The sequence below is a fragment of the Xenorhabdus sp. BG5 genome, from assembly GCF_015163665.1.
Lineage (GTDB): Bacteria > Pseudomonadota > Gammaproteobacteria > Enterobacterales > Enterobacteriaceae > Xenorhabdus.
In genome coordinates this window covers 148036-175009 of the sequence record NZ_JADEUG010000002.1, presented here as the reverse complement: position 1 = coordinate 175009, position 26974 = coordinate 148036, and the positions used below count along the sequence as shown (strand labels likewise).

Below are 26974 nucleotides of genomic sequence, written 5' to 3'. Positions count from 1 at the left end.
TAATGGAAAATCGGTAACTACTGCTACCGATTTTCCATCATTCATAGCTCAATATGTATGAGTTTAAATATCACTGTATTTAATTAATGTTTCTTTTAATATAGCCCGTGATACAGGTTTTGACAGGCAATCATTCATGCCCACATTAGCACAACGCTGTTTTTCTTCTGCCAGTGCATTGGCAGTAATGCCAATAATGGGTTTGATATAACCTTTATTCCTTAAGTATTGGGCAAGTTCATATCCATCCATATTTGGCATGTTAACATCCGTTAGAATAATATCTGGTGAGTTGTTTTTAAGATATTCAATGGCTTCAATACCATCATTAACCATTGATGCACTAAACCCTATTGAGTTTAATTGGTCGGCCAGTAAGTTCTGGTTAATAGGGTGGTCATCAACGACCAATACTTTAATTGTATTTAAACAAATATCAGTTTGGATGGTTTTATCTGTAACAGAGATTGTTGATACAGAAATACCTGGCAAGAAAGCCTGTTCTGCCAGGAGATTATCCAGCATATTATCCAGTTCATTCAGTTCATAAGTGTTATATAACCAATAATTCTCTCTAATTTGTTCTGGCGAACCGATATGTTTCTCTGAAATTTCTATAAAATAACATACAGAAATGTTCGTTTTACAAGCTCGATCACAAATTAGTATTTCTGTGCCATCTAGTTGGCTTTCGTCATAGAGGGAAACTTGAAAATAATGTTGTGTAAGAAAATTTTGCAAATATTTTTCCAGAAAATCATTGCAAATATTTAACAGAATCCTCTTTTGTGTCCGCTGGTTGGATAATTGTTTGGCATGGTATTTCACACCATATAAAGGGAGACGGACAGAAAAGATGCTGCCAACATATTTTTGTGAGACAAATTCAATATCACCATCCATCAAATTGATAAGTTTTTCACAAATAGCCAACCCTAATCCTGTACCTTGTGAGGAACTTTCTTTATTGGCACTGATTTGGAAGAAGGGCTCGAATAATTGAAATTGTAATTTATCCTCGATTCCAAGTCCGGTATCTTTAATGCTGATATATAGATAGCCATGCCTTGAGCTGATTTCAATGACAACATAGCCAGCTGCTGTGAATTTGATCGCATTGTTCAGTAAGTTGGAGATAATTTGTTGCAACCTTACAGGATCATTACGGATGATATCAGGGATATCTGGTTCAATATAGCAGTACAAGCCTAAGCCTTTTTTGGCAATCAAGGGAAGGTAGTTTGAAATCACATGTGACAGGATCTCTTTACAACTGAAATCCTTGGGTTCAATTTTCAATTGCTTGGATTCTATCTTCGAGAAGTCGAGAATATCACTGATGATTTTCAGTAATAGTGATGATGAATTATTCATTGTTGCCAGCAATCGGGTAGATTCTGGTGGTAATGTATGGGATTGCATCAACTCTAGATTACCAATAATGCCATAAAGTGGCGTCCTCAGTTCATGGCTGACTGTGGCAAGAAACATTGATTTTGCCTGGTTAGCTTGTTCTGCTGCGGAGGCCATTTCCTGCAAAGATTTTTCCATTTTTACACGGGTGCTGACATCTATCAGTACACAAATGGCGACTTCTTCATTACGATAACGTGAGTGTACGAAACTAATTTGCAAGTGATTATTATTGCTGGTGACGACATCAATATAGCTACTGGTTTTATCGCAAATGATATCGACAATGCGTTTTTGATCTTCATGCGTCAACATTCGAGTGTAATTATGTGCTAACTCATTACTCAATATGTTAACGCCATCACTGATCCTTAAAATACTTATCCCCACAGGGGCAGAGGCGACAATTTTATGGTTAAACTGTTCATGTTCTTCAAGGCGAATAGCATTCTCTTCGGCTGGAGAAAACATTTTACGTTCAAACAGCCAAACGAAAAAGATAATCGCAATCGCAGAAATAATATTCAAGATGATGCCATTAATTACACTGATTTTCATTTCATCGTAAATATGTTTTAGCGGTAATGAATAAGTAATGCTTAATGACGAGGGAGATAGATTCCGCATTAATACCAAGCTGGTAAAATTTTCATCGTAACCAAAATACATTGGCTGCGAGTTGGAATTTATAACGAGAGGTTTACTATTCGTTTTTATCGAAAATTGCAATTCAGGCTGATTTGATTCGTTTAGCATCATGACTGTAACAGGCCGATTCCTTTTTTGTAAAAAAGATTCTAGTCTGATAGATTTTTCGATACCTATGATCCCTGTCATGTGACCATTAATATAAATAGGTGTAAAAACATAAAGATTACCACTATCCGATTTTGGGTTAGGTTGGATCCAAAAGAGAGCTCTTTCATTGTTTTGTTCTCTCATGTTGATCAACTTGCGGGTATTCTCATAGATAATTTTTTTTAGTGCATCAGGCTCTGTGATATTGTTATGAGGGAAAAAATTCACCATACATTTGCTTTTTACGCCAATGAAAAAAGCCTGATTTACGCTGCGTATAGCGGCAAGATTATCTCGCCAAAGTGCAATCAACTGATTTAATGAATATAAATTATTATGTGTTGTCCTACGTAATAGTTCACAATCGGAATTCTCATTCAACGGAATGTACGAGAGAATATCGTTATTATGCGGTACGATTGTTTGATTTTTATCATTATCCTGTGATAAATGCTTTTCCGCCATAAATTGAATATCTCGCAAGATATTGGCGATATGTCGTATATGAGAAAAGGCTATATCGTAGTTGGCATTATATTCTTGACGAATATCTGATTTGAGTGCATTAAAAAAACTTGTCAAATAAAAGCTGGTTAATAAGGCCCCAAGCGCCCATAGCATAAATCCAAGCACCCGAAAAAGATAACGTGATATCTTTAATGACGTCCGAAAAGAAGATAGATATCTCAAGAGATCGCCTGATGAAATATATGATTAATAATAACTGGTTACAGCATATACTAGTGTAGCAGGGAATACAAAGCAGCATTTGCATCTTGCTAATTCTTCGTCAAAAAATTGAACAAAAAAAAGCAGGCACTTAAATGCCTGCTTCTCTTTTAACTCACGGTCTTTTTATTCGCTATTCCCTTCGTCAGAAGGTGCCGCTATGTTGTCATTGTCATTGTCATTGTCATTGTCATCATCGTCATCTGGCTCAGCTACGCGCTGCAAGCCAACGACTTGTTCGTTTTCGGCTGTGCGGATCAGGGTGACACCTTGCGTATTGCGGCCAACAACACTGACCTCAGAAACGCGGGTTCGTACTAACGTTCCTCCATTAGTAATCATCATGATCTGATCAGTCGGTTCAACTTGAATTGCACCGATCACATTGCCATTACGTTCGCTAACTTTGATGGAAATGACCCCTTGGGTAGCCCTCGATTTCGTCGGGTATTCGCTTTCGGCAGTACGCTTGCCATAACCATTTTCAGTGACGGTTAGGATTTCTCCTTGCCCACGAGGAATGATCAGGGAAACAACTTTATCGCCTTCACTGAGTTTGATACCACGAACCCCAGTTGCGGTGCGTCCCATTGCACGTACACCTTTTACGCGAACAGTACCGTCTTCCAGCATTTCTTCCTCTTCTTCAAGGAAACGAACAACTTTACCCTGTGCAGAAAACAGCATGACCTCATTGCTGCCGTCTGTCAGGTCAACGCCGATTAGCTCATCCCCTTCATTCAGATTCACGGCAATGATGCCGGCACTGCGCGGACGGCTGAATTCGCTGAGCTTGGTTTTCTTAACAATACCACTGGCTGTTGCCATGAAGATATTCAGCCCATCTTCATATTCACGCACGGGTAAAATAGCTGTAATACGCTCGTTCTGATCCAATGGCAGAAGGTTGACAATTGGGCGACCACGGGCACCACGGCTCGCTTCCGGCAACTGATATACCTTCATCCAGTACATCTTGCCCTTGTTTGAGAAACAAAGGATAGTGTCGTGGGTATTGGCTACCAGTAAACGCTCAATGAAATCTTCTTCTTTGGTACGTGCGGCTGATTTGCCTTTGCCACCACGACGCTGAGCTTCATAATCGGACAGTGGCTGATATTTAACATATCCTTGATGGGACAGTGTAACGACAACATCTTCCTGATTAATCAGATCTTCAATGTTAATATCGGCTGAATTCTCAGTCAGCTCAGTCCGGCGGGCATCGTTATATTGCCCTTTGATAACCAGCAATTCTTCACGAATGACTTCCATCAAGCGTTCTGGGTTTTCCAAAATGAACAACAGTTCCGCGATGGCTTTCAGCAGATCACGATACTCATCAAGCAGTTTTTCATGCTCAAGGCCGGTCAGTTTTTGCAGACGTAGATCCAAAATCGCCTGTGCTTGCTGTTCGGTCAGGTAATACTTACCGTCATGGATACCGTATTCGGGTTCCAGCCATTCCGGGCGGGCAGCATCGTCACCCGCTTGTTCCAGCATTGAGGCAACATTACCCAATTCCCACGCTTGGGAAATCAAGCTAGCTTTCGCTTCAGCAGGCGTGGAGGCTCTGCGGATCAATTCGATAACAGGATCGATATTCGCCAGGGCAACAGCCAATGCTTCAAGGATATGGGCCCGTTCGCGAGCTTTACGTAGTTCAAAAATTGTCCGGCGTGTAACGACTTCACGGCGGTGGCAAACAAAAGCAGAAAGAATATCTTTCAGGTTAAGTAACTTAGGCTGTCCCTGATGCAGGGCAACCATATTGATACCAAATGAAACCTGTAATTGAGTCAGTGAATACAGGTTATTCAGGACAACTTCCCCAACAGCATCACGTTTTACTTCGATAACGATGCGCATGCCATCTTTATCGGATTCGTCACGCAGAGCACTGATTCCTTCAATGCGCTTCTCTTTGACCAGTTCAGCTATTTTTTCGATCAAGCGAGCTTTATTGACCTGATAAGGAATTTCATTGACGATAATGGCTTCGCGGCCATTTTTCTCATCAGTTTCAATTTCTGCGCGGGCGCGGATATAAATTTTACCGCGGCCTGTACGGTAGGCTTCCTGAATGCCTCGGCGCCCGTTGATAATAGCAGCCGTCGGGAAGTCAGGGCCCGGTATATATTCCATCAAGCCTTCGATGCTGATGTTTTCATCATCAATGTAAGCCAGGCAACCATCGATCACCTCAGATAGGTTATGAGGTGGAATGTTGGTTGCCATACCGACAGCAATCCCTGATGAACCATTCACCAGTAAATTGGGGATACGAGTTGGCATTACCTCAGGAATTTGTTCTGTGCCATCATAGTTGGGCACAAAGTCGACAGTTTCTTTTTCCAGGTCTGCCAGCAATTCATGGGCAATTTTTGCCATGCGCACTTCGGTATAACGCATCGCTGCCGCAGAATCGCCATCTACTGATCCAAAGTTCCCCTGACCGTCAACCAGCATATAGCGCATGGAGAATGTTTGTGCCAGACGAACAATCGTGTCATAAACAGCGCTGTCACCATGTGGATGGTATTTACCGATAACATCCCCAACAACGCGGGCAGATTTTTTATAAGGTTTATTCCAATCATTTCCCAATACATTCATCGCGAAAAGTACGCGGCGATGTACCGGCTTCAGTCCGTCCCGAACATCTGGCAGTGCACGTCCAACAATAACGGACATCGCATAATCCAGATACGAGCTTTTCAGCTCTTCTTCGATATTGACCGGTGTGATTTCTCTGGCAATGTCGCTCATGGAGCCACTGTCCCTCATACTCCGAATTCAAAGGCTTAGAATTATACCACAAAATGGCAGTTTTATAAAAATCTGACACGGGTATTTCAAGATTAAGGCATGTATAATAGTTTTCTATCACACATCCCCATAATACTGTTACATTTTCTGTGAACCAGTTTGCTGTGAACCAGTTTGCTGTGAAGCAGTTCCTAGGAGCGATATTGCTGATGAACGTCAAAACTCCCGATTCACACATTCAATCCCATGCCAATGTGGATCAGCAGGAAATCGAAAAATTTGAAGCCGTTGCCTCTCGTTGGTGGGATCTTGAAGGCGAATTCAAGCCATTGCACCGTATCAATCCACTGCGTTTGAATTACATTTTGCAACATGCTGGCGGCCTTTTTGGCAAAAAAGTGCTGGATGTTGGATGTGGAGGCGGTATCTTGTCGGAAAGCATGGCGCGTGAAGGTGCGGAAGTGACAGGGTTGGATATGGGTTTTGAACCCCTACAAGTTGCCCGTTTGCATGCATTGGAATCCGGCGTTTCCGTTTCTTATATTCAGGAAACGGTAGAAAGTCACGCAGAACAACACCAACATGCTTATGATGTCGTGACTTGCCTGGAAATGCTTGAACATGTGCCAGATCCAGAGTCTGTAGTTCATGCCTGTGCCAAATTAGTCAAACCTGGTGGCCATGTTTTCTTTTCAACGATTAACCGCAACCGAAAAGCCTGGTTGATGGCAGTTGTCGGCGCTGAATATATATTGAACATGGTGCCAAAAGGAACACATGATGCGAAAAAATTTATTCGACCTTCTGAACTGATCCGTTGGATTGATAAGACTACTCTGAAAGAGCAACATATTATTGGTTTACATTACAATCCGTTAACAGACAAATTTCGACTTGGACATAATGTAGACGTGAATTATATGCTGCACGCACGATCTGTCTGACAAAGGCAGCTAAGGGATTAATAAAACGGCAACTAGATATTATTTTTAAGATTTTATTTTCCCTGTTTCGCCGATAGCCTTATGAAAGTAACATCAAGTAACTACGCAGGTTATCGGCTTTTTGCCAGAATTAATCCTCAAGTTATCCACAAAACTTCTCGATCTTGTACACTTGATAAAACCCGAAAATAACATTATCTTGTTATTACCGTTTTAATTACCCCCTATATATTGTGTTTCTTGTCATCTTGTAGTAGCAACTTGTGATGTAGTCAGTATGTAGTAACAAGTCGCAATAAGCAGTAGCAAAACAATAGTGAATTGTAGCTAAGCCCCAACTGGCCCTCAGCCATATTGGGGGCATCGTGCTGTCAAGAGGTTAAGGAACGATATAGGCGGGATACGAAAAGAGAGAAGGTGTATTTCCCCATGAACCAGAGTCTGCTAGTTACCAAACGTGATGGACATAAAGAACAAATTGATCTTGATAAAATTCACCGGGTTGTTACCTGGGCTGCTGAAGGTCTGAAAAATGTCTCAGTGTCACAAGTAGAACTGCGTTCCCAGATTCAATTTTACGATGGCATCAAGACATCGGATATCCATGAAACCATGATCAAAGCTGCGGCTGACCTGATCTCCGGTGATGCTCCTGATTATCAGTATCTGGCGGCACGCCTGGCTATTTTCCACCTGCGTAAAAAAGCCTATGGTCAGTTTGAGCCACCTACACTGTATGACCATGTCGTAAAAATGGTCAACCTGGGTAAATACGACAAACATTTGCTGGAAGACTATTCCAAAGAAGAATTTGAGCAACTGGATAATTTTATTGATCATTTGCGTGATATGGATTTCTCTTATGCAGCAGTCAAACAGCTGGAAGGGAAGTATTTAGTACAAAACCGTGTGACTGGCGAAATTTACGAAAGTGCCCAGTTCCTCTACATGCTGGTTGCTGCTTGCCTGTTTTCCACTTATCCAAAAGAAACGCGTTTGAACTATATCCGTCGTTTCTATGATGCAGTGTCTACCTTTAAAATTTCGCTGCCAACGCCAATCATGGCGGGGGTTCGCACACCCACTCGCCAATTTAGTTCCTGTGTTCTGATTGAGTGTGGTGATAGCCTGGATTCTATCAATGCGACATCCAGCGCGATTGTTAAATATGTTTCCCAGCGTGCCGGCATTGGCATAAATGCGGGGCGCATCCGTGCATTGGGTAGCCCAATCCGTGGTGGGGAAGCTTTCCACACAGGCTGTATCCCATTCTACAAACATTTCCAGACTGCGGTGAAATCTTGTTCCCAAGGTGGCGTTCGCGGTGGTGCAGCAACGCTGTTCTATCCGCTTTGGCACTTGGAAGTTGAAAGCCTGCTGGTACTGAAGAATAACCGTGGTGTTGAAGGTAACCGTGTTCGTCACATGGACTACGGTGTACAAGTTAACAAACTGATGTATGAGCGCCTGATTAAAGGCGGAGACATTTCTCTGTTCAGCCCGTCTGATGTTCCGGGATTGTACGATGCATTCTTTGAAGATCAGGAAGAATTTGAGCGCCTGTACACTCAGTATGAAAATGATAGCAGTATCCGTAAAGAGAGCATTAAAGCGGTTGAATTGTTCTCTTTGATGATGCAAGAGCGTGCTTCAACAGGTCGTATTTACATCCAGAACGTTGACCACTGCAATACTCATAGCCCGTTTAATCCGGCTATTGCACCTGTACGTCAATCGAACTTGTGCTTGGAAATTGCACTGCCAACTAAGCCGTTGAACAATATTAACGATGAAAATGGTGAAATTGCGCTGTGTACACTGTCTGCCTTTAACTTAGGAGCTATCGAAAACCTGAGTGAATTGGAAGAATTGTCGGAGTTGGCCGTTCGTGCACTGGATTCCTTGCTGGATTATCAGGATTATCCGATTGTCGCCGCAAAACAAGGCTCAATGGGGCGCCGAACGCTGGGTATTGGCGTAATTAATTTCGCTTATTATTTGGCGAAACACGGTGTACGTTATTCTGATAGCAGCGCTAACAACCTGACCCACAAAACATTTGAAGCGATTCAGTATTACCTGTTAAGAGCCTCAAACGAACTGGCGAAAGAGAAAGGGGCTTGTCCGTGGTTTGGTGAAACCACTTATGCTCAAGGTATTTTGCCGATTGATACTTACAAAAAAACACTGGATACCTTGACCAGCGAGCCTTTACACATGGATTGGGAAGCTCTGCGCCGTGACATTCAACAATACGGCCTGCGTAACTCAACATTGTCTGCATTGATGCCATCAGAGACTTCTTCGCAGATCTCTAATGCGACCAATGGCATTGAACCACCGCGGGGTTATATCAGTGTGAAAGCTTCTAAAGACGGTATCTTGCGTCAGGTTGTACCAGATTACGAGCTTCTGAAAGGTGCTTACGAGCTGCTGTGGCAAATGCCGAGCAACGATGGCTACCTACAGCTGGTAGGGATTATGCAGAAATTCATCGATCAGTCGATTTCTGCCAATACTAACTATGATCCGGCGCGTTTCCCGAATGGCAAGGTCCCGATGAACCAATTGCTGAAAGATTTGCTGCTCGCTTACAAATATGGCGTGAAAACATTGTATTACCACAACACCCGTGATGGGGCAGAAGACGTTCAAGGTGATCTGGAAGAAGTTGTTGAATCAGCAGATTCCGATTGTGAAGGCGGCGCGTGTAAGATTTAATTTGAGGAAACTATGTCCTATACCACTTTTTCACAAATAAAAAATGATCAACTACAAGAACCGATGTTTTTCGGTCAGTCTGTTAATGTGGCGCGTTTTGATCAGCAAAAATATCCTATTTTTGAGAAGTTGATTGAAAAACAACTCTCCTTCTTCTGGCGTCCAGAAGAAGTAGATGTTGCCCGTGATCGTATTGACTATAACGCATTGCCGGATCATGAAAAGCATATTTTCATTAGCAACCTAAAATACCAGACGTTATTGGATTCCATTCAGGGCCGTAGCCCGAATGTGGCTTTTCTGCCATTGATTTCCATTCCGGAATTGGAAACATGGATTGAAACGTGGTCGTTTTCAGAAACTATCCACTCGCGTTCTTACACGCATATTATCCGTAATATCGTGAACGATCCTTCTATCGTATTTGATGATATTGTGGAGAACGAACAGATTTTAAAACGCGCCAAAGACATTTCCGCGTATTACGATGATCTGATCGAGATGACCAACTATTATCATCTGTTTGGCGAAGGAACGCATGAAGTTGCAGATAAAACAATTACCGTTAATCTGCGTGAATTGAAAAAGCAACTTTACTTATGCTTGATGAGCGTTAACGCCTTGGAAGCTATCCGCTTCTATGTCAGTTTCGCTTGCTCATTTGCTTTTGCTGAACGTGAATTGATGGAAGGTAATGCCAAAATTATCAAACTGATTGCTCGTGATGAAGCATTGCATTTAACGGGAACACAGCACATGTTGAACCTGTTGCGCTCTGGTCAGGATGATCCTGAAATGGCGGAAATTGCCAAAGAGTGTGAACAAGAGTGCTATGATCTGTTTGTACAGGCAGCAGAGCAGGAAAAAGAGTGGGCTGATTATTTGTTTAAAGATGGCTCTATGATCGGCCTGAACAAAGATATTCTGTGCCAGTATGTTGAATATATCACCAATATTCGTATGCAGGCAGTTGGCTTGAAGTTACCATTTGAAACCCGTTCTAATCCAATCCCTTGGATCAATTCATGGCTGGTTTCTGATAATGTTCAAGTGGCTCCACAGGAAGTTGAAGTCAGCTCTTACCTGGTTGGTCAGATTGATTCGGAAGTCAATACTGAGGATCTCAGCGGTTTCGAACTCTGATATGGCTGATTACAAAGTCACCCTGCCGTCACGGCAGGGGTTGTATATTCATTACTCTTCAGGTTTGCACGACAATTTGTTGGAAGCACTGGAACATGGCAAAGTTCAGCTTGAATACCAATGTCGGCAAGGGTATTGCGGTTCCTGCCGTGTTCGCCTGGTGAAGGGCAAGGTTGGATATCCTTGTAAGCCACTGGCATTTGTTAATGAAGGGGAAATTTTACCCTGTAGCTGTTATCCACTGACAGATATTGAAATTGAGCCCTAATTTCCCTTAATATTCCTGCTCGTGGGCATATCGATTATCACGACGATATGTCCACATCCTCCATCATTTCCCCACCTGTCTTTTTACGATTTTCCAAAAAATAAATAAACAAAACCTTTATTGCTATGTTTGTTCCTTTTATGCTGTTGGTAACAGCGGATTAGAGGTGATTTAATACTTACAGCAAAACAAATGAAGGAGAACAATAATGTATAAAATTGATTATAATTCATATCGTTCAATCAAAAGTTTTAACAGACGTTCCCGCTTTTTAGTTATGCACTATACTGCCTTGAACTTTGAGAAATCTATTCAGGCACTGACCGGGGAACTGGTCAGTGCCCACTACCTGGTCCCAAACCCAGATGATCCGACTTACCAGGCTGCTGGATTTGATAAAATTCACATATTCAATTTGGTCGATGAACTTGAAAGAGCCTGGCATGCAGGAATAAGTTATTGGGACGGGCGAGAAGGGCTGAATGATACATCCATAGGTATTGAGATTGTGAATGAAGCCAGTGATGATGGTGGCGTTTTCACTTTTCCTCCTTATCACCCTGAACAAATAGTTGCAATCAAAGAGCTAGCCAACAATATCTTACAACGTTACCCGGATATTAAACCGACTCATGTTGTAGGGCATTCAGATATTGCATGGCAAAGAAAAACCGATCCAGGCCCCTCTTTTCCGTGGAAAGAATTATATGATGCGGGGATTGGAGCATGGTATGACGAAGAAACTAAGCAAAAATATATTGAACAATTCGGGCATTGCCTGCCTGATGTCGCCAAGATTTTAGAAAAGTTCAAGCGTTATGGATATGACATCACTGGGGCAGAAAAAGAAGAAAATTTTCAATCTTTAATTAAAGCATTTCAAATGCACTTCCGTTCGTCATATTATGATGGTGTACCAGATATAGAAACCATCGCCATTTTATATGCCTTGGTTGAAAAATACATTGATAATAAATCCTGATTTCTGATGGATATCAAATTGCAGCTCATTAATTGGGTTGCAATTTGAAAGATAAAGAAAATATAGTTTAATTTAAAGAGTATTTCATGGTTTATTATAATCACAGGTATAAAAGGATTATGCCTGTGATTATATAATCTGTCAGCGTTTATGCAGAGATCACACGTGTATGATTAATGCAATGCGCTATAATTTTGTAAAGATATACAAAATATAAAAGACCAAATGTAATAAAAGAGAGAATAGCCCAAATCACAACATATCCAATTATTTGGACTAAATTAATCTCACAATTTAATTTGCCTATAATTTGTCCGCTATCTCGATCGATAACATGTGTTTTACTAATGATAAATCGAGTCATATAGTAGGGAAACACGAAGGCACCTAACCCTAATGTAAATAAAATAATCAAGAACCAGATGACGAGATGTAAAATAATCTCAAGTATTCCTAATTCTGATTTTAACTTCAGACTACGAAAGTCCATCGAATTCATCGTGTTCTCCTGATGTTTAAATAAACACTGCAAGCCAGTCAGTATAGAAATTCTATGAACTTTATACCTTCATTTTGATTTTTGCAGGTTGTTGCCTTGCCGCAGTATTGCGACTTGAAATTTATTAAGTATATAAGACAAATTTTTCGGAACAGAAGTTCAATGAATAGCGTGTAAATAATGAAATAGGCAAGAAAGCATTTACCTAGGGCTGTAGCGACGATAAAAAAGCCAGTTTTCGACTGGCTTATTTTTATCTGGCTTATTTTTATATTGTAGCAGCTCTCACATAAAACGGGTTGCTGATAACCGGATAACAACGCAGTGTACATTGGAGAGGAAAGATTTTACAGATTTCATGATGATTTCCTTTGAGGGTTATAAATTGTGATTTACTTCACGAAAATCTAAATTCTGAGGAGGATTTTATGCTCAAAAGCAAAAGAGTCAAGATATTTATTAAAATATTTTTTTAAAAATTAAAAAAAATTTGCATTAACTGATAATTTATTGATATTTAAATCATTATTTTTCATTTGGTTTTTTGTAGAGATTTTATCACCCAGTATAATTGTAGCTTTTCTGATTGTTTTTTCATCTACACTTGATCTCTGGATTGTTTCTTAGACTAAAAATAATCTTGGTGCTCAATATGGTAGCGGGGAAAATGAATGAAAATCAGTGAAAGCGGTATTAATAAACTCAAAAGTTATGAGGGCTTAAAATTGAAAGCATATCCAGATCCCGCCACTGGAGCAGCGCCGTGGACAATTGGATATGGTCATACAAAAGGAGTTGAGTCTGGACAAGTGATAACTACGCAACAGGCTGAAGAGTTTTTACATCAAGATCTTATCCCTGTTTATGCAGCCATTCAGCAGTTAGTTAAGGTACCTCTAACACAAGGGCAATTTGATGCTTTATGCTCGTTTATTTTCAATTTAGGGATCGGTAATTTTGCTCATTCAACATTATTGAAAAAATTGAATGCAGGTGATTACCAAGGTGCAGCAAAGGAGTTTGTGAAATGGGATAGTGCCGATGGGAGAGCGTTAGCAGCTTTGCGTATGCGAAGAGAATCTGAGCAGAAAACATTCTTATCGTAACATGATCAAATAAATACTATGGTGATCTTTTAGGCTATCAGAAATAAAAAATAGAAATCTAATCAAATTATCACTAATAGCCTAATAAATAAACGACCAATATGGTAAGGATGTCATCCTTTGAATAAGCAATTAACTGTAAAATAAATAACTAAATCTCTGAAGTACCAAGTTGTAATACAACACGATAACCATCGATATCTTCGAACGTTTTTCCGCTCTTATCCCAATAAGGATTATAAGAAGGAACGAGAATAAACCCGGCATTTTGCATTGATTGTACATGCTCTTGCCATTCATGTTCATTTTCTATATAAAATACTAATAAATTATCTTTAGTTGGGGCCTGACCAACATGTGTATTGTGGTGATGAGTAAATTCAAGATGCCAGGAATGGTTGGGATGCCCTAGCATAATACCATCAAAACCATCGTGATCTTTGAATTCTCCTAGTATGATAAAATCTAAGCCATGACAATACATTTCTGCAACTTTAGTAAGATTATCTGTTGGTCTGGCAATTCTAAGAATAGTTGATTTTTTCATATTTTTCTATGTGTAGAGTTGTTTTGGGTGAATATATCTTATCTGAAAAGCATTTTAATTTTTTAGAAAAAAGTGCTGGTTATTTACCTGCACTTTTTATTCTCATATTATATTTTTAAATAAAATTTCAGTTTAATTAAAAATATTATTTAATATCAACATCAATAACTTGATAGAAAGCATTGGTGGTATCAGCAATCGTCCACACGCCGAGAATAACATGATAGCCTGAGCGATCGGGAATATCACAGTTCAGTGAGACGGTTTGGCCTGGCCTTTTTCCATTATCAAAGCGTTCACAAAAGGGTTTTAGATCAAATTGTGCGCGTGTTAGCGGTTTATTTGGATCCCAACCAGGTTTGGTAATATAGAATTGCCATGAAGTGGTGCTATGTCGGGCTGTTATTGTCCAATTAAATTTGTTGATTCCTTTATTGATAGTGACATGATGCCAGCGGTCTGTACTTTGTTCATTGAGTTGTTTGAACTGACTAACACCACCACTAGCGATTTGTCCGTCTGGTGGTCCCCCTTGTGGGAAGCCTTTGGGGCCTTCAACCGATTGTGGTTCATACGTGACAGGCCCGCAGTTTTTATTGATACTTTTTTTGCATAAAAGTGCCCTGCTTGGCGGTGTGTCGACATATCCATGATTTGAATCTGGGTCAGCAATACTAGAAAATGGGGTAGTGCCAAAGGCCGTTAATCCCACTAAAAATAGAGACTTTTTAATATTCATGATGAATTTCCTATTTTTTCCTTACATGACTGTAAAATAAGTGAATTTACTTTTTTATTATTCTATTAATCACTAATGAAATTTAAATGTCTTATAATGGAAGTGCACCGAAATATTTATAACAAAATTATATAATTATAAATACTTAATTTATGATAGAGGTATGCCAGAAAGATATAATTTTCGTTGACTCTGACGCGATTACGGACAGTAGGAAACATTCTGTTTTATAAAATTTTCAACGACAAAAATCCCTCCCTGAATCCAGGGAGGGGAAGAGCGAAATAAGAAGCAAATGAGGGTGTACTAAATAAGTAGGATTTTAAGTACACATAAATAAGATAGCCTTAAATGGAAGAATACGCAATAAACCAAACTTAAACAAAGAGTGAGGGTAATAAAATCAACATAAGGTTAGATATATGATCAAAGTGGGCGAAGATGAATATTGGACAAAATCGATGCTTGTCCAGCAGCTACAGAGGATAGGCATAAAACAAGGTGATGCTGTTATGGCTCATGTTGCTATGCGATCTGTAGGTAATTGTTTGAATGGTGCAGATGATCTTATTCATGCTATTTTGACCGTCTTGGGAGTTGAAGGAGTATTACTGTGTTATACGAATTGGGAGCAAAATTATGAAGATAGTTTGGATGTAAACGGTTATATCCCATCAGAATTAAAATCTGAAATCATGCCATATGATCGATCATTTTCACGAGCAAGCAAAGATCATGGTGTATTCGCTGAGTGTGTTAGGACAACCAAAGGAGCTATTCGAAGCCAAAACCCTGGTGCTTCTGTCGTCGCTATTGGAAATAGTGCTGAGTATTTCGTAAGGAATCATTCATTAGATTATGGCTATGGTAATGATTCGCCATTTGCAAAATTGGTAGAGCGTCGGGGAAAAATTCTTATGATTGGTGCTCCATATGAAACCATGAGCCTTTTGCATCATGCTGAACATTTGGCAAATATTCCCAACACGCCCTAAATAATAGGCTGCATTAATCGAGTGATATTGCAACTGTGTGTCGTTATCTCTGAGAAAGACTGTAATATATTCGTGCAACAGCTAATTTGGAAGCAGTTCGACCAAGACAAAATAGTCATCATGCTCTATAAAATAATGGGACAGTGGATAAATTTTTCTCATCAAATCTCTTGTCTGTACAAAATTCAAGCTAAACTTAAGCTGATAATTACCCAATCAGGAGAATTTCTTATGGCTACTGGGCATTATGATCTTAAGAAAGCAAAGAACGGGCAATTTTATTTCAATCTGGTGGCGGCAAACGGTGACATTATTCTGAGCAGTGAAATGTATACTACCAAGGCGGCTGCCAATAAAGGCATTCACTCTGTGCAAGTTAATTCTCCCGATAAAACTCGCCATGAAGTGAGAAAAAACAAATCGGGCAAAGCTTACTTTGTCCTGAAAGCCCGAAACCATCAAATTATTGCTATTAGTGAAACTCATACCGATGAAGTAAGCATGAAGAAATCTATGCAATCTGTTATGAAAATCGGACCAACAGAAAGCATTCGTGACCTGACTCAACAAAATTAACAGATACATTAATGATTCGCGCCGTATCCGCGGCGCGCTTTCTCTATTTTCCATAATATATTTGTGCTAATGATAAAATAGGCGTTAAAATCCCCCTCCCTTAAACCTTACCCTTGGTAATGATATCAAGACAGGGTAAGGGCTGACTTGAACTCAGACCGAGAACGTTAAAAAATATGTTTACTCCAGAATTACTTTCTCCTGCCGGCTCGTTGAAAAACATGCGGTACGCATTCGCTTATGGTGCAGATGCCATTTATGCCGGACAGCCTCGCTATAGCTTGCGTGTCCGTAATAATGAATTTAATCATGAGACATTGGCCCAAGGCATTAAGGAGGCGCATGAATTAGGTAAGCGTTTTTATGTCGTTGTCAATATCGCACCACATAACGCAAAGCTGAAAACGTTTATTCGTGACTTAAAACCCGTCGTAGAAATGGGACCTGATGCTTTGATTATGTCTGATCCGGGCTTAATTATGATGGTGCGCGAGACATTTCCTGAAATAGATATTCATCTTTCGGTTCAAGCCAATGCGGTTAACTGGGCTACGGTCAAATTCTGGAAACAGATGGGATTGACGCGAGTCATTCTTTCCCGTGAACTCTCGCTGGAAGAAATTGCTGAAATCCGTCAGCAAGTGCCTGATATGGAACTTGAGGTTTTTGTGCATGGCGCACTTTGTATGGCTTATTCTGGCCGTTGCCTGTTATCGGGCTATATCAATAAGCGCGATCCTAATCAGGGCACTTGCACCAATGCCTGCCGCTGGGAGTACAATGTGCAGGAAGGCAAGGAAGATAGTGTTGGCAATATTGTCCATATGCATGACCCTATTCCGGTTAAGAACATTGAACCAACACTGGGCCAAGGTGCACCAACGGATAAAGTCTTCATGATAGAAGAAGCCAAGCGTCCTGGCGAATACATGTCAGCGTTTGAAGATGAACATGGTACTTATATCATGAACTCCAAAGACTTACGTGCTCTTGAACATGTGGAAAGATTAACCAAAATGGAGGTTCACTCACTGAAAATCGAAGGCCGTACCAAATCTTTTTATTATTGTGCCCGCACCGCCCAAGTATATCGCCGTGCCATAGATGATGCTGCTGCTGGAAAACCCTTCGATCCAACATTGATGACCACATTAGAAGGTTTGGCGCACCGTGGCTACACAGAAGGTTTCCTGCGCCGTCATACTCATGATACCTACCAAACTTACGAATACGGCTATTCCGTATCAGACACTCAACAATTCGTCGGTGAATTTACTGGCAATCGAGTCAACGGACTGGCAGAAGTTGCTGTGAAGAATAAATTTCTTGTCGGGGATCATCTGGAACTCATGACGCCATCGGGCAATATTAACTTCACGTTAGAATCCATGACAAATAAAAAAGGCCAGACCGTGGAAATTGCGCCAGGTGATGGGCATCTCGTTTATCTTCCTATTCCTGAAGAAATTAAGCTGGATTATGCTTTGCTTGTGCGAAACTTAAAAGATGGTAATACCAGAGCACCTCATCCAATATGAATGACCAGTGAAATAATTCAAAATAGGATTTTAAAGAAATTGATCTATTTTTTTAGAAATAGATCACATCAATGCTAATTTATTTCTCGTATTATCAGTTCTGAAAAATAAAAAACTAAAAAAGTTTTACTGTAAGACTAGGAACCACCTCCTTGGCTAGCTCAATCTCCCTTGGGCTGGCCTTTTCTTTTACGCAAATAGATAAAAACATAATAAATTCAAAGAATTAAGGAAAACATCCATCTTTAATAATCATTAAATTAATTAATATTTCCCAATATCCTAACTGGATATTTATTAGTCTTTTATTAGTAACCGTATTTATAATAATCAAAAAAACTATCTTTTGATAAATAATGTTAAGATTTATTCAGTTTAATGAAGGAAATTTTGAGAAAAAATAAACCAAATTATCCAATTTCTGAATAACGTCAATATTTATCACCACACCAGATAAATATAATTTCACTTTATGTACCAATCTAACTTCAAGATGTGTGTGATTTCTCCCCGCGAAGCGGGGGAGAAATCACGTCTCATATAGTGTTGTAAATTGCAACTTGAAGTTTAATGCGTATAGCCATATAAAATGGTTAAATTTTAGCAACATTTGTATTAACTGAAGCGATCCACTGCTGCTTCCCTCTCCACTTGCCTTGTGATCAGTTCAAATATAAACAACAATCAGTAGCGCCTTTTGCAAACTGGAGTTAATCATGACTGATATCGTTAAGTTGTTAGGAAAAGACGCAGAGAGTTTATTGGAACATCAATGTAATACCATTCCACGTGAAAATCTCTATCTTCCAGGTACAGATTTCGTTGATAGAGTCATGCTCGAAAATAACCGCCCCAATCCTGTTCTTCGCTCCATGCAAACCTTATTGAATCATGGACGTCTGGCAGGGACGGGTTATCTCTCAATTTTGCCGGTAGATCAGGGGGTTGAACATTCCGCCAGCGCTTCTTTCGCGACCAATCCTCTCTACTTTGATCCCAAAAATATCGTTGAACTGGCGATTGAGGCAGGCTGTAATTGTGTTGCTTCAACTTACGGTGTTCTGGCGTCTGTTTCTCGCCGTTATGCTCATAAGATCCCGTTTCTGGTGAAGCTGAATCACAATGAAACTTTGACCTATCCCGCCCAATATGATCAAACTTTGTATGCCAGCGTCGAACAGGCATTTAACATGGGGGCAGTTGCGGTAGGTGCAACAATCTATTATGGTTCTCCCGAATCACGTCGCCAAATAGAAGAAATTTCAGCCGCCTTTGAACGCGCTCACGAACTCGGCATGGTCACTGTGTTATGGGCTTATCTGCGTAATTCCGCTTTCAAGAAAGATGGGGTTGATTACCACACCAGCGCCGATTTAACCGGCCAGGCGAATCACCTGGCTGCAACGATTGGTGCCGATATCGTTAAACAAAAAATGGCTGAAACTAATGGTGGTTATACTGCTATTGGATTCGGGCATACGGATAAACGCGTCTATAGTCATTTGACCACTGAACATCCGATTGATCTGGTTCGTTATCAAATTGCTAACTGTTATATGGGACGCGCTGGATTAATCAATTCAGGTGGTGCCTCTGGAAACAATGACTTAAGTGATTCTGTCCGCACTGCCGTTATCAATAAACGTGCCGGAGGGATAGGATTGATCCTTGGCCGCAAGGCGTTCAAGAAATCGATGAAAGAGGGCGTTGAGTTAATCCACTCCGTACAGGATGTTTATCTCGATAAGAAAATTACCATCGCTTAATCAATTAGATTCAGTACGTTCAAATGGGGATCTCTGCATCCCCATTATTCAAAAATTCACCACCATTGATGAAAATGGTGAACTGGCCCAATGCCATGACCAACTTGCAAACTATCCGCCTGTGTCAGCGCATTTTGTAAATATGTTTTGGCAACCGGCAACGTATTTTGCCAATCAGAGTAACGTGGACGCAATGCAGCAAGTGCCGCGGATAAAGTACAACCCGTTCCATGAGTATGCCGTGTATTTATTCTGGGTGCGGTAAAACGCCATTCCCCTTTCGGGGTAAAAAGCCAATCTGGGCTTTCCTCATCATTCAAATGTCCGCCTTTCAATAAAACCGCCTGACATCCCATTGAACGTAATGCTCTGCCCTGCTGTAACATTTCATCTTCAGTATTAGCAAGATCACAGTTCAATATGGCTGCCGCTTCCGGCAAATTAGGGGTGATCAGAGAAACAAGTGGCAGCAATTGCTCTACCATTGCGGTAATGGCCTCCGGTGATAACAAGGGGTCACCGCTTTTCGCCACCATGACAGTATCCAATACAATGTAGGGAATAGGATAACGATGCAACGACTCTGCTATTACAGCGATATTGGCTGCATTCGACAACATACCAATTTTGGCGCTGTCTATCCTGATATCTGAAAGTACTGATTCTAACTGAGCAGCAACAAAAAGGGGATCGAGCTCATAAACGGATTGTACGCCCAGTGTATTTTGTGCAACCAAGGCAGTAACAACTGTCGTACCGTAAACCCCAAGCGCGGAAAAGGTTTTTAAATCGGCCTGAATGCCGGCACCACCGCTAGGATCGGTTCCTGCGATAGTTAGTGAGTTAATTCTCATTATGGTGATTCCTACCACCAGCTAAAGAAAAGCGGTATCGGAATAAGTGATACCATGACTTCCCTACGCTGGCATTATCCAGATCAGGTAATACGGGTACTTCTCAGTTCAATAAAGAACGCCCCGAGTCAAAATAAAAATCACCCTATTAGTACTCTAATAGAGTGATATTTGCAATAGATTATCGTCAGATATTAAAACCAAACTAACGATAAATAGATTTAGACAGTAATTAGATACCAGCCAAATTAAATTTGTTACTATAAAGTTGTGACGTTTGCAGCAGCAGGGCCTTTAGGACCATCCTGAATTTCAAACTCAACTCGTTGGCCTTCAGATAATGTTTTAAATCCATCTTTCATAATTGCAGAAAAATGTACAAATACATCTTTGCTACCATCAGTTGGAGTAATAAAACCAAAACCTTTAGACTCATTGAACCACTTCACAGTACCAGTGATTTTTGCCATTTCAAAAATTTCCTTTGAATCACTTTATTAGCCTGTTGGCATAAAAATAAACAAACCAGTATTAGTTGCTGTTATTTATTAACAGAACAATACTTCGTCTACCCATGTGTTTTATCACATACTCTTTATGTAATCGCAAGCCATTTTTTTCAGGTGCACGAGCCAACGCACACATTTAAAATTCTTAATATCCATTCCGATTTGAAATTACTCAATAATTTTTAATTAACATAACTTCATGAATTAACATAAAAAGAAAAATTCACCCCAAGAAATATCTTTAATAAGACTAATATATAATGCTGTTTTCCCTATCTATTAGGGTGTAGACCAGAGTGTTATCGTTATGCAAAATCCATTTTGGATAACGATAAAAATTATAGCTAATTTCACTTGTTATTTTTGAACATACAATATAGTCGTTTTACATGTAATCCGCTTACTTTTTGTTTATCATTTATTAAATATTATTAAATTATAATATTTGTAGGATGATTTTTTACTATTCATCCATATGATCATTTTCATACGATGTATTGATTTCATAAAGTACATTTTGCTGGAGTTGTTAGAGTTTAAAATGAAACTACATTGCTAAAAAAAGAGTATAAATACTCTTATTATGAATTATGGGAAGAATACAAAAATAATATTTTATTAAAAATGGAATTCACCAGATAATGGCGTTTAGTGACATAAAATAACGGTAATGTATTATTTAGCACTGACAATAACAATCAGCCGGGCATAATACCCGACTGAAAAAACATGGCATGGATTGGCAACTAATCTACTTAGCTCTTGGCCTTCTTTGAGCGAACAATCAAATAACCAATCCATAAGACACCAATCCAAAACGGCATCAAGATAACTGAAATACGAATTGGTGGCATCGTAAGTATAATAACGAGAATGAATGCCAGGAATACTAAACACAGGTAGTTTCCAAATGGATACCAGAGTGCCCGAAATTTCGTCTTGACACCTTCTTTATCTTTAGCTGAACGGAATTTCAAATGAGCACAACAAATCATAATCCAGTTAATGACCAGAGTTGTTACCACTAATGCCATTAGCAACTCAAATGCCTTACCGGGCATAATATAGTTAATCAATACACCAATTGATGTTGCCAGTGCTGATAAACCAATAGACAAGACAGGTACACTGCGTTTGTTAACTTTTGTGAGTGCATAAGGCGCATTACCTTGTTTAGCCAAACCATACAACATCCGGCTATTACAATACACGCCACTGTTATAAACAGACAACGCCGCCGTTAGTACCACCACATTCAGCATATTCGCTACCCAGAAGTTATCCAGATCATGGAAAATCAAAACGAATGGACTACCGCCTTCTACCACCTTTTCCCACGGATACAACGATAGCAGGATAGCCAATGAACCGATATAGAACAGCAAGATGCGATAAACAACCTGGTTAGTGGCTTTTGGGATATTTTTCTCAGGATTTTCTGCTTCTGCTGCGGTAATACCTACCATTTCCAGCCCACCAAATGAAAACATGATCACAGCCAACGCCATAATCAAGCCAGAAAGCCCATTTGGCATGAAGCCGCCCTGCTGCCACAAGTTGGTGATACTTGCCTGTGGGCCACCATTACCGCTAATCAGCAAATAACTCCCAAAGATAATCATCCCGACGATAGCACTGACTTTAATGATAGAGAACCAAAATTCGGTTTCACCATATAGCCGAACATTAATTAGATTGACGAGATTAATCAGCACAAAGAATATTGCAGCAGAAACCCATGTTGGAACTTCCGGCCACCAATACTGAATATACATACCAACAGCCGTTAATTCCGCCATTCCAACCAAAATAAACATTGCCCAGTAATTCCAGCCTGATAGAAAACCGGCAAAATTTCCCCAATATTTATAAGCAAAGTGGCTAAATGACCCTGCGACTGGCTCTTCAACAACCATTTCGCCCAGTTGGCGCATAATTAAAAATGCGATAAACCCGCCAAGCCCATACCCAAGAAGCACTGACGGCCCTGCCATTTTAATGGTTTGCGCAATACCTAAAAATAACCCCGTTCCTACTGCACCGCCGAGAGCAATAAGCTGAATATGCCTGTTCTTTAAACCACGCTTAAGCGTAGATTGTTGTTCTTGTTGTTCTGCCATCTAATCCTCTTTTTACGATGCTTAGAACTCGTCTCATTAGAAGTTGTTTTATTTGTTGTTTTGAATCTTTGTATCTGAATAGAGCCAGAAATTCTCCTACTCTTCTCAAATTGCGCAAAATCTGCCGAGTTCAAATTTCCTCAACATAATTCCTTCAACATATTATATGTGATTGAGTTATGTACTAATTTAACACAATATTGAGTTTGTTATTTCGTATAAAGTGGATATTAAAACACCATTTACAAAGAATGAATACTGTAGATGCATGTTAACACACATGCAGGCAGAATAATGGTTGATTAAATGTCAAAAAGGTAAGTATCGGGTGATGGAACAAACACCTAATTCGAACACATCATTACCTTGCTCACAATGTACGTCCAACGCTAACAAATACAAAAACAAACATATCAATATCAAGCACAGAGTTAAAAGGATTTTTTTAGTATTCAATGAGGTCACCTTAGGATTATTTCATTGTAGTTAACTTTATAATAAAATATTATAGTGAGTTATCATATGATAGAGTGATAATAGTGTATTAAAGTTTTTTATCTAATCACTGTCCCCCCCATTAATGATGGGTTTTGTCATCTTGAAAAGAAGTTGTGTATACTTCCCCAACCTTCAACCAATTTAAAATTGTAATGGCACAAGATAACCACTTAGCACTTGTATGCGCACTGAGTAAATGGATAGAAAACCATCTTGGCCGTGTCATTCATCTTGAAGAGCTTGCTGCTTATTCTGGCTATTCACTTTGGCACATGCAGAAAATATTCAAGGAAGTTACCGGCATATCTCTTGGGAAGTACATCCGTCAACGACGCCTGGCGGGCGCTGTTTATCTGTTGAAAAATAGTTCCTTGCCTATTTTTGATATTGCCCTGGATTTCGGGTTTGGCTCCCAATCCCATTTCACCTATATGTTCCGTAAAGAGTACGGCATTACACCTTACGATTTTCGCCAAAGTACAGATATTGAACTTGAAGTTAAGCTTCCACTACATTTAACTTACAACTGCGAATCATAAAACCTGGTATCGTTAGCGGCCATTCATCATGGCCGCCATGTCGCAACTTACTTATATCCACTTTCTCTTTCCGAAAAGCATCATTCTGTTTCTATATATTAAGCATAAATCGTTATTGATATTTTTCGACCAATGCCAAAGCTATCGCTTCCGTTTCTGCATCGGGAATGCCGCGAATGTCTGACGGGCGAAAATGCATCTGAAATGCTTGAATAGTTTTATAAGTGGCGCTATCCAAAACTCCCGTTTGAGGGATACTATAACCATAAAGGGCCAGTGCTTTCTGAACTGATACTACTGACACCGGCATATTCGGTGCCCTACCCGCCAAATATTTCTTCACCGTTGCGTGATCGGGCCAAGCACCAATTCCCTGTTCATAAAGTTTGCGCCACGGAAAAACAGGTCCAGGGTCTTCTTTTCTCAGTGGTGCGATATCGCTATGACCCACAACATTCACAGCCAGGATCTTATGCCGGCGCATAATATCTTTTGCCAATCTGATCACTGCATCAATTTGTGATGGGTGATATAAACACCATTCTTTTTTAATAAACTCTTGTTTAAATCCGCAATTAACAATTTCAATACCAATAGAATAGCGGTTCAAGCTTTGGTATCCATTCCACTCACTCTTTCCCGCATGCCATGCTCTTTCTTTTTCGGAAACCACTTGAAAAATAATCGGCTCTTTATCCTTATACCTTGGTTGCGAAGGAATAAGGTAATGAGTACTAACCCGACCTCCCGTTAATTCTCGTAAAGAGCTTTTATCATCTAACACAGTATAGTGAAGGACAAGAAATCTAATTGAGTCAATATCTTGCTTGGTCGAATAAGGATAGGAATAGTCAACAATATAACCATTTCTACTTTCTCGCTTAGGGGAATAAGAACAACCAATCAACAACGTGATAAAGATGCATATTATTAATCGTTTTATCATGATCGGTCAGCTATTTTGCAGAAAAAGATAACATTGTGATGAGTATATATTAGATTGAAACAAAAAAGATGTGATGTTCTTATCCGCATGTTTTTAAGAACAAATAAAAGCCAGCTATTCGCGGAACGAACGAATAGCCGGCTAATAAAGTTACTTGATACGAGCCATCTTTTGTTACTGATATCCTATAGACATTTCAGTATCAGCAATGACTCTTCTCGCTGTTATGCGGAGCATCATTATCCCAAATACCTTTTTCAACTTGCTGTTGGATCTCTGGGTAGCTATTAATATTAAATGTCGGTAATTTGCCTGATTTTCTCTGCTGGTTATAATCTTTCGCCAGTTTCATCGCGATACCTGACAACATCAATATGGCAATCAAGTTAACAATAGCCATACACGCCATTGATAGATTAGCCATATTCCAAACCAGAGGCACGTCCGCCAATGTACCAAACATCACCATACCCAACGCAGCCAACCGCAGAATAAATAAGCCAGCAGTGTGGTTACGCTCCAGGAATATCATGTTGCTTTCAGCATAAGCGTAATTGGCAATAATCGACGTGAAGGCAAAGAAGAAAATAGCAATCGCAACGAACATCGTTCCCCAATGTCCAACAGCGGATGACAATGCTCGCTGAGTCAATTCAATCCCACTGATCGCAGTAACGTTCTCGTTAAGAACACCGGAAGAGAGGATAATCATAGCCGTCGCACTACAGATAACGATGGTATCCATAAATACCCCCAACATCTGCACATATCCCTGAGAGGCTGGATGTGGTGGATATGGAGAAGCTGATGCCGCCGCATTTGGCGCAGATCCCATCCCTGCTTCATTTGAGAATAATCCGCGTTGAACTCCCTGAAGCATTGCCTGGGAAATGCTGTAGCCTAATGTTCCCGCTATCGCTTCCTGAATGCCAAAGGCACTCTTGATAACCAGTGCAAATACCGCTGGGATACGTTCAATATTGTGGCCAACAACCCAAATTGCCAGGATAAAATAAGCAATCGCCATAAACGGTACAACAATTTCCGCTACACGAGCGATAGAACGCAACCCGCCGAAAATAATGATGCCACTGATAATGACTAATATGATACCGACATAAACTGGCTTGATATTAAAGGCAAAGGCAGCCGCTTCCGCAATTGAGTTTGCCTGAACGGCATTAAATACAAGACCAAATGCGATAATAAGGAAGAATGAAAACAGAATTCCCATCCATCGCTTCTTCAGCCCTTTTTCCATGTAGTAAGCTGGGCCACCGCGATAATTTCCTTGATCGTCTTTCGTCTTGTACAACTGGGCAAGCGTGCTTTCCACAAAGGCAGTCGCCATACCAATAAATGCCACTACCCACATCCAGAAAACAGCTCCTGGTCCACCGGCAGTAATTGCAATAGCAACCCCGGCTAAGTTACCAGTGCCTACACGAGCGGCAAGGCTGGTACATAAGGCCTGAAAAGATGAAATGCCAGAATTATCTGACTTGTTACTATTTTTCAGAACTGAAAACATGTGGCCAAAGTGGCGAAGTTGTATAAAACCGAAACGCAGTGTGAAGTAAAGACCAACCCCAAGGAGAAGGTATATCAGTACATAGTCCCAAAGAATGTTGTTAATGAAGTTAATCAGATCCGTCAAGATATTTTCCCCTTACTAATTAGCAAACATTAGCTGACCATAGTGCCGTATATTCGGCGAAATTTTATTGTGCTTAATTCCTTTTATACTTAACAAGTAACATAATTCTGTATACGAAAAACACAGAGATACAAGCCATTAAAGCGGAAAGAATGTAACACAATATTTATTTCAATGGGTAACTTTTAATGAAATTTTTACATTTACTTTAGCGTTATTGAACATTTATCTTGATATCCATAAACGCTTCATTTCTTATTTCAAGCCACCTAATTACATTTTTAGCGCAAAAAATGCGCATTAATTTTCTTCCTATAT

At 40.0% G+C, this 26974-nt stretch carries 22 protein-coding genes and 1 riboswitch; of the genes, 11 read left to right on the top strand and 11 right to left on the bottom strand.

What is annotated here, in order from left to right; all coding sequences use genetic code 11:
• Positions 1-63: 63 nt before the first annotated feature.
• Positions 64-2901 (bottom strand): two-component system sensor histidine kinase RcsC, encoded by a 2838-nt coding sequence (gene rcsC, locus IQ209_RS02785; RefSeq protein WP_193848776.1) that lies wholly within the window; start codon positions 2899-2901, stop codon positions 64-66.
• A gap of 165 nt (positions 2902-3066) precedes the next feature.
• Positions 3067-5709, bottom strand: a complete 2643-nt coding sequence (gene gyrA / locus IQ209_RS02780) for a DNA topoisomerase (ATP-hydrolyzing) subunit A (protein ID WP_193848774.1) — start codon at positions 5707-5709, stop codon at positions 3067-3069.
• A 209-nt stretch (positions 5710-5918) separates the two neighbouring features.
• Between gyrA and ubiG the strand changes: the two genes are divergently transcribed.
• The 5 genes from ubiG to IQ209_RS02755 all read left to right on the top strand — a co-directional run bounded on the left by ubiG (position 5919) and on the right by IQ209_RS02755 (position 11767).
• Entirely contained in the window at positions 5919-6653 is a 735-nt protein-coding gene (gene ubiG / locus IQ209_RS02775) for a bifunctional 2-polyprenyl-6-hydroxyphenol methylase/3-demethylubiquinol 3-O-methyltransferase UbiG (RefSeq protein WP_193848772.1), read from the top strand.
• Positions 6654-7082: 429 nt separating this feature from the next.
• A complete protein-coding gene (gene nrdA, locus IQ209_RS02770; protein WP_193848770.1) occupies positions 7083-9374 on the top strand; it encodes a class 1a ribonucleoside-diphosphate reductase subunit alpha in 2292 nt (763 codons plus the stop codon).
• A gap of 12 nt (positions 9375-9386) precedes the next feature.
• Positions 9387-10517 carry a class Ia ribonucleoside-diphosphate reductase subunit beta gene (nrdB, locus tag IQ209_RS02765; protein WP_193848768.1) on the top strand — a complete coding sequence of 377 codons (1131 nt, stop codon included), beginning with the start codon at positions 9387-9389 and terminating at the stop codon, positions 10515-10517.
• A gap of 1 nt (position 10518) precedes the next feature.
• Complete coding sequence (gene yfaE, locus IQ209_RS02760) at positions 10519-10785, top strand: class I ribonucleotide reductase maintenance protein YfaE (RefSeq protein ID WP_047769355.1); 267 nt, start codon at positions 10519-10521, stop codon at positions 10783-10785.
• Between the two features lie 208 nt (positions 10786-10993).
• The gene (locus IQ209_RS02755) at positions 10994-11767 is read left to right on the top strand and encodes an N-acetylmuramoyl-L-alanine amidase (protein ID WP_193848766.1); all 774 of its coding nucleotides are present in this window, start codon (positions 10994-10996) and stop codon (positions 11765-11767) included.
• A gap of 148 nt (positions 11768-11915) precedes the next feature.
• Here the strand turns inward: IQ209_RS02755 and IQ209_RS18695 are convergent, their stop codons facing one another.
• A complete protein-coding gene (locus tag IQ209_RS18695; protein ID WP_370588381.1) occupies positions 11916-12257 on the bottom strand; it encodes a DUF6693 family protein in 342 nt (113 codons plus the stop codon).
• Between the two features lie 680 nt (positions 12258-12937).
• Between IQ209_RS18695 and IQ209_RS02750 the strand changes: the two genes are divergently transcribed.
• Positions 12938-13372, top strand: a complete 435-nt coding sequence (locus IQ209_RS02750) for a lysozyme (protein WP_193848764.1) — start codon at positions 12938-12940, stop codon at positions 13370-13372.
• A gap of 151 nt (positions 13373-13523) precedes the next feature.
• On the opposite strand, the gene IQ209_RS02745 is transcribed toward IQ209_RS02750, so the two are convergent.
• Positions 13524-13919, bottom strand: coding sequence for a VOC family protein (locus IQ209_RS02745; protein WP_193848762.1), 396 nt, complete (start codon positions 13917-13919; stop codon positions 13524-13526).
• 145 nt (positions 13920-14064) lie between these two features.
• Complete coding sequence (locus IQ209_RS02740; protein WP_193848760.1) at positions 14065-14658, bottom strand: lytic polysaccharide monooxygenase; 594 nt, start codon at positions 14656-14658, stop codon at positions 14065-14067.
• Between the two features lie 422 nt (positions 14659-15080).
• Here IQ209_RS02740 and IQ209_RS02735 point away from each other — a divergent pair, with 422 nt between their 5' ends.
• The 4 genes from IQ209_RS02735 to fbaB all read left to right on the top strand — a co-directional run bounded on the left by IQ209_RS02735 (position 15081) and on the right by fbaB (position 19533).
• The gene (locus IQ209_RS02735) at positions 15081-15653 is read left to right on the top strand and encodes an aminoglycoside N(3)-acetyltransferase (RefSeq protein WP_193848758.1); all 573 of its coding nucleotides are present in this window, start codon (positions 15081-15083) and stop codon (positions 15651-15653) included.
• Between the two features lie 231 nt (positions 15654-15884).
• Entirely contained in the window at positions 15885-16229 is a 345-nt protein-coding gene (locus tag IQ209_RS02730; protein ID WP_193848756.1) for a YegP family protein, read from the top strand.
• A 176-nt stretch (positions 16230-16405) separates the two neighbouring features.
• Complete coding sequence (gene yegQ / locus IQ209_RS02725) at positions 16406-17767, top strand: tRNA 5-hydroxyuridine modification protein YegQ (protein WP_193848754.1); 1362 nt, start codon at positions 16406-16408, stop codon at positions 17765-17767.
• Positions 17768-18483: 716 nt separating this feature from the next.
• Positions 18484-19533, top strand: a complete 1050-nt coding sequence (fbaB, locus tag IQ209_RS02720) for a class I fructose-bisphosphate aldolase (RefSeq protein ID WP_193848752.1) — start codon at positions 18484-18486, stop codon at positions 19531-19533.
• A 56-nt stretch (positions 19534-19589) separates the two neighbouring features.
• On the opposite strand, the gene thiD is transcribed toward fbaB, so the two are convergent.
• From thiD to IQ209_RS18690, 4 genes are all read right to left on the bottom strand, one after another.
• Entirely contained in the window at positions 19590-20387 is a 798-nt protein-coding gene (thiD, locus tag IQ209_RS02715; protein WP_228005674.1) for a bifunctional hydroxymethylpyrimidine kinase/phosphomethylpyrimidine kinase, read from the bottom strand.
• A gap of 43 nt (positions 20388-20430) precedes the next feature.
• A riboswitch (TPP riboswitch) is annotated at positions 20431-20523 on the bottom strand.
• A 124-nt stretch (positions 20524-20647) separates the two neighbouring features.
• Positions 20648-20857, bottom strand: a complete 210-nt coding sequence (gene cspC, locus IQ209_RS02710) for a cold shock-like protein CspC (RefSeq protein WP_193848750.1) — start codon at positions 20855-20857, stop codon at positions 20648-20650.
• A 794-nt stretch (positions 20858-21651) separates the two neighbouring features.
• Positions 21652-23016, bottom strand: a complete 1365-nt coding sequence (locus IQ209_RS02705) for an amino acid permease (RefSeq protein WP_193848748.1) — start codon at positions 23014-23016, stop codon at positions 21652-21654.
• Between the two features lie 309 nt (positions 23017-23325).
• Positions 23326-23481: a PhoP/PhoQ regulator MgrB gene (locus IQ209_RS18690; RefSeq protein ID WP_193848746.1), complete on the bottom strand. Its 156-nt coding sequence runs from the start codon at positions 23479-23481 to the stop codon at positions 23326-23328.
• 185 nt (positions 23482-23666) lie between these two features.
• Here IQ209_RS18690 and IQ209_RS02695 point away from each other — a divergent pair, with 185 nt between their 5' ends.
• A complete protein-coding gene (locus IQ209_RS02695) occupies positions 23667-24053 on the top strand; it encodes a helix-turn-helix domain-containing protein (RefSeq protein ID WP_099118784.1) in 387 nt (128 codons plus the stop codon).
• A gap of 112 nt (positions 24054-24165) precedes the next feature.
• On the opposite strand, the gene IQ209_RS02690 is transcribed toward IQ209_RS02695, so the two are convergent.
• Entirely contained in the window at positions 24166-24996 is an 831-nt protein-coding gene (locus IQ209_RS02690; protein WP_193848836.1) for an N-acetylmuramoyl-L-alanine amidase, read from the bottom strand.
• 205 nt (positions 24997-25201) lie between these two features.
• Entirely contained in the window at positions 25202-26656 is a 1455-nt protein-coding gene (locus IQ209_RS02685; RefSeq protein ID WP_193848744.1) for a sodium:alanine symporter family protein, read from the bottom strand.
• Between the last annotated feature and the right edge of the window lie 318 nt (positions 26657-26974).

What these genes read in the sequence shown, in the direction of transcription:
- gyrA (WP_193848774.1), bottom strand. Translation starts at nt 5,709, where the DNA reads ATGAGCGACATTGCCAGAGAAATCACACCGGTCAATATCGAAGAAGAG.
- ubiG (WP_193848772.1), top strand. Translation starts at nt 5,919, where the DNA reads ATGAACGTCAAAACTCCCGATTCACACATTCAATCCCATGCCAATGTG.
- nrdA (WP_193848770.1), top strand. Translation starts at nt 7,083, where the DNA reads ATGAACCAGAGTCTGCTAGTTACCAAACGTGATGGACATAAAGAACAA.
- nrdB (WP_193848768.1), top strand. Translation starts at nt 9,387, where the DNA reads ATGTCCTATACCACTTTTTCACAAATAAAAAATGATCAACTACAAGAA.
- yfaE (WP_047769355.1), top strand. Translation starts at nt 10,519, where the DNA reads ATGGCTGATTACAAAGTCACCCTGCCGTCACGGCAGGGGTTGTATATT.
- IQ209_RS02755 (WP_193848766.1), top strand. Translation starts at nt 10,994, where the DNA reads ATGTATAAAATTGATTATAATTCATATCGTTCAATCAAAAGTTTTAAC.
- IQ209_RS18695 (WP_370588381.1), bottom strand. Translation starts at nt 12,257, where the DNA reads ATGGACTTTCGTAGTCTGAAGTTAAAATCAGAATTAGGAATACTTGAG.
- IQ209_RS02750 (WP_193848764.1), top strand. Translation starts at nt 12,938, where the DNA reads ATGAAAATCAGTGAAAGCGGTATTAATAAACTCAAAAGTTATGAGGGC.
- IQ209_RS02745 (WP_193848762.1), bottom strand. Translation starts at nt 13,919, where the DNA reads ATGAAAAAATCAACTATTCTTAGAATTGCCAGACCAACAGATAATCTT.
- IQ209_RS02740 (WP_193848760.1), bottom strand. Translation starts at nt 14,658, where the DNA reads ATGAATATTAAAAAGTCTCTATTTTTAGTGGGATTAACGGCCTTTGGC.
- IQ209_RS02735 (WP_193848758.1), top strand. Translation starts at nt 15,081, where the DNA reads ATGATCAAAGTGGGCGAAGATGAATATTGGACAAAATCGATGCTTGTC.
- IQ209_RS02730 (WP_193848756.1), top strand. Translation starts at nt 15,885, where the DNA reads ATGGCTACTGGGCATTATGATCTTAAGAAAGCAAAGAACGGGCAATTT.
- yegQ (WP_193848754.1), top strand. Translation starts at nt 16,406, where the DNA reads ATGTTTACTCCAGAATTACTTTCTCCTGCCGGCTCGTTGAAAAACATG.
- fbaB (WP_193848752.1), top strand. Translation starts at nt 18,484, where the DNA reads ATGACTGATATCGTTAAGTTGTTAGGAAAAGACGCAGAGAGTTTATTG.
- thiD (WP_228005674.1), bottom strand. Translation starts at nt 20,387, where the DNA reads ATGAGAATTAACTCACTAACTATCGCAGGAACCGATCCTAGCGGTGGT.
- cspC (WP_193848750.1), bottom strand. Translation starts at nt 20,857, where the DNA reads ATGGCAAAAATCACTGGTACTGTGAAGTGGTTCAATGAGTCTAAAGGT.
- IQ209_RS02705 (WP_193848748.1), bottom strand. Translation starts at nt 23,016, where the DNA reads ATGGCAGAACAACAAGAACAACAATCTACGCTTAAGCGTGGTTTAAAG.
- IQ209_RS02695 (WP_099118784.1), top strand. Translation starts at nt 23,667, where the DNA reads ATGGCACAAGATAACCACTTAGCACTTGTATGCGCACTGAGTAAATGG.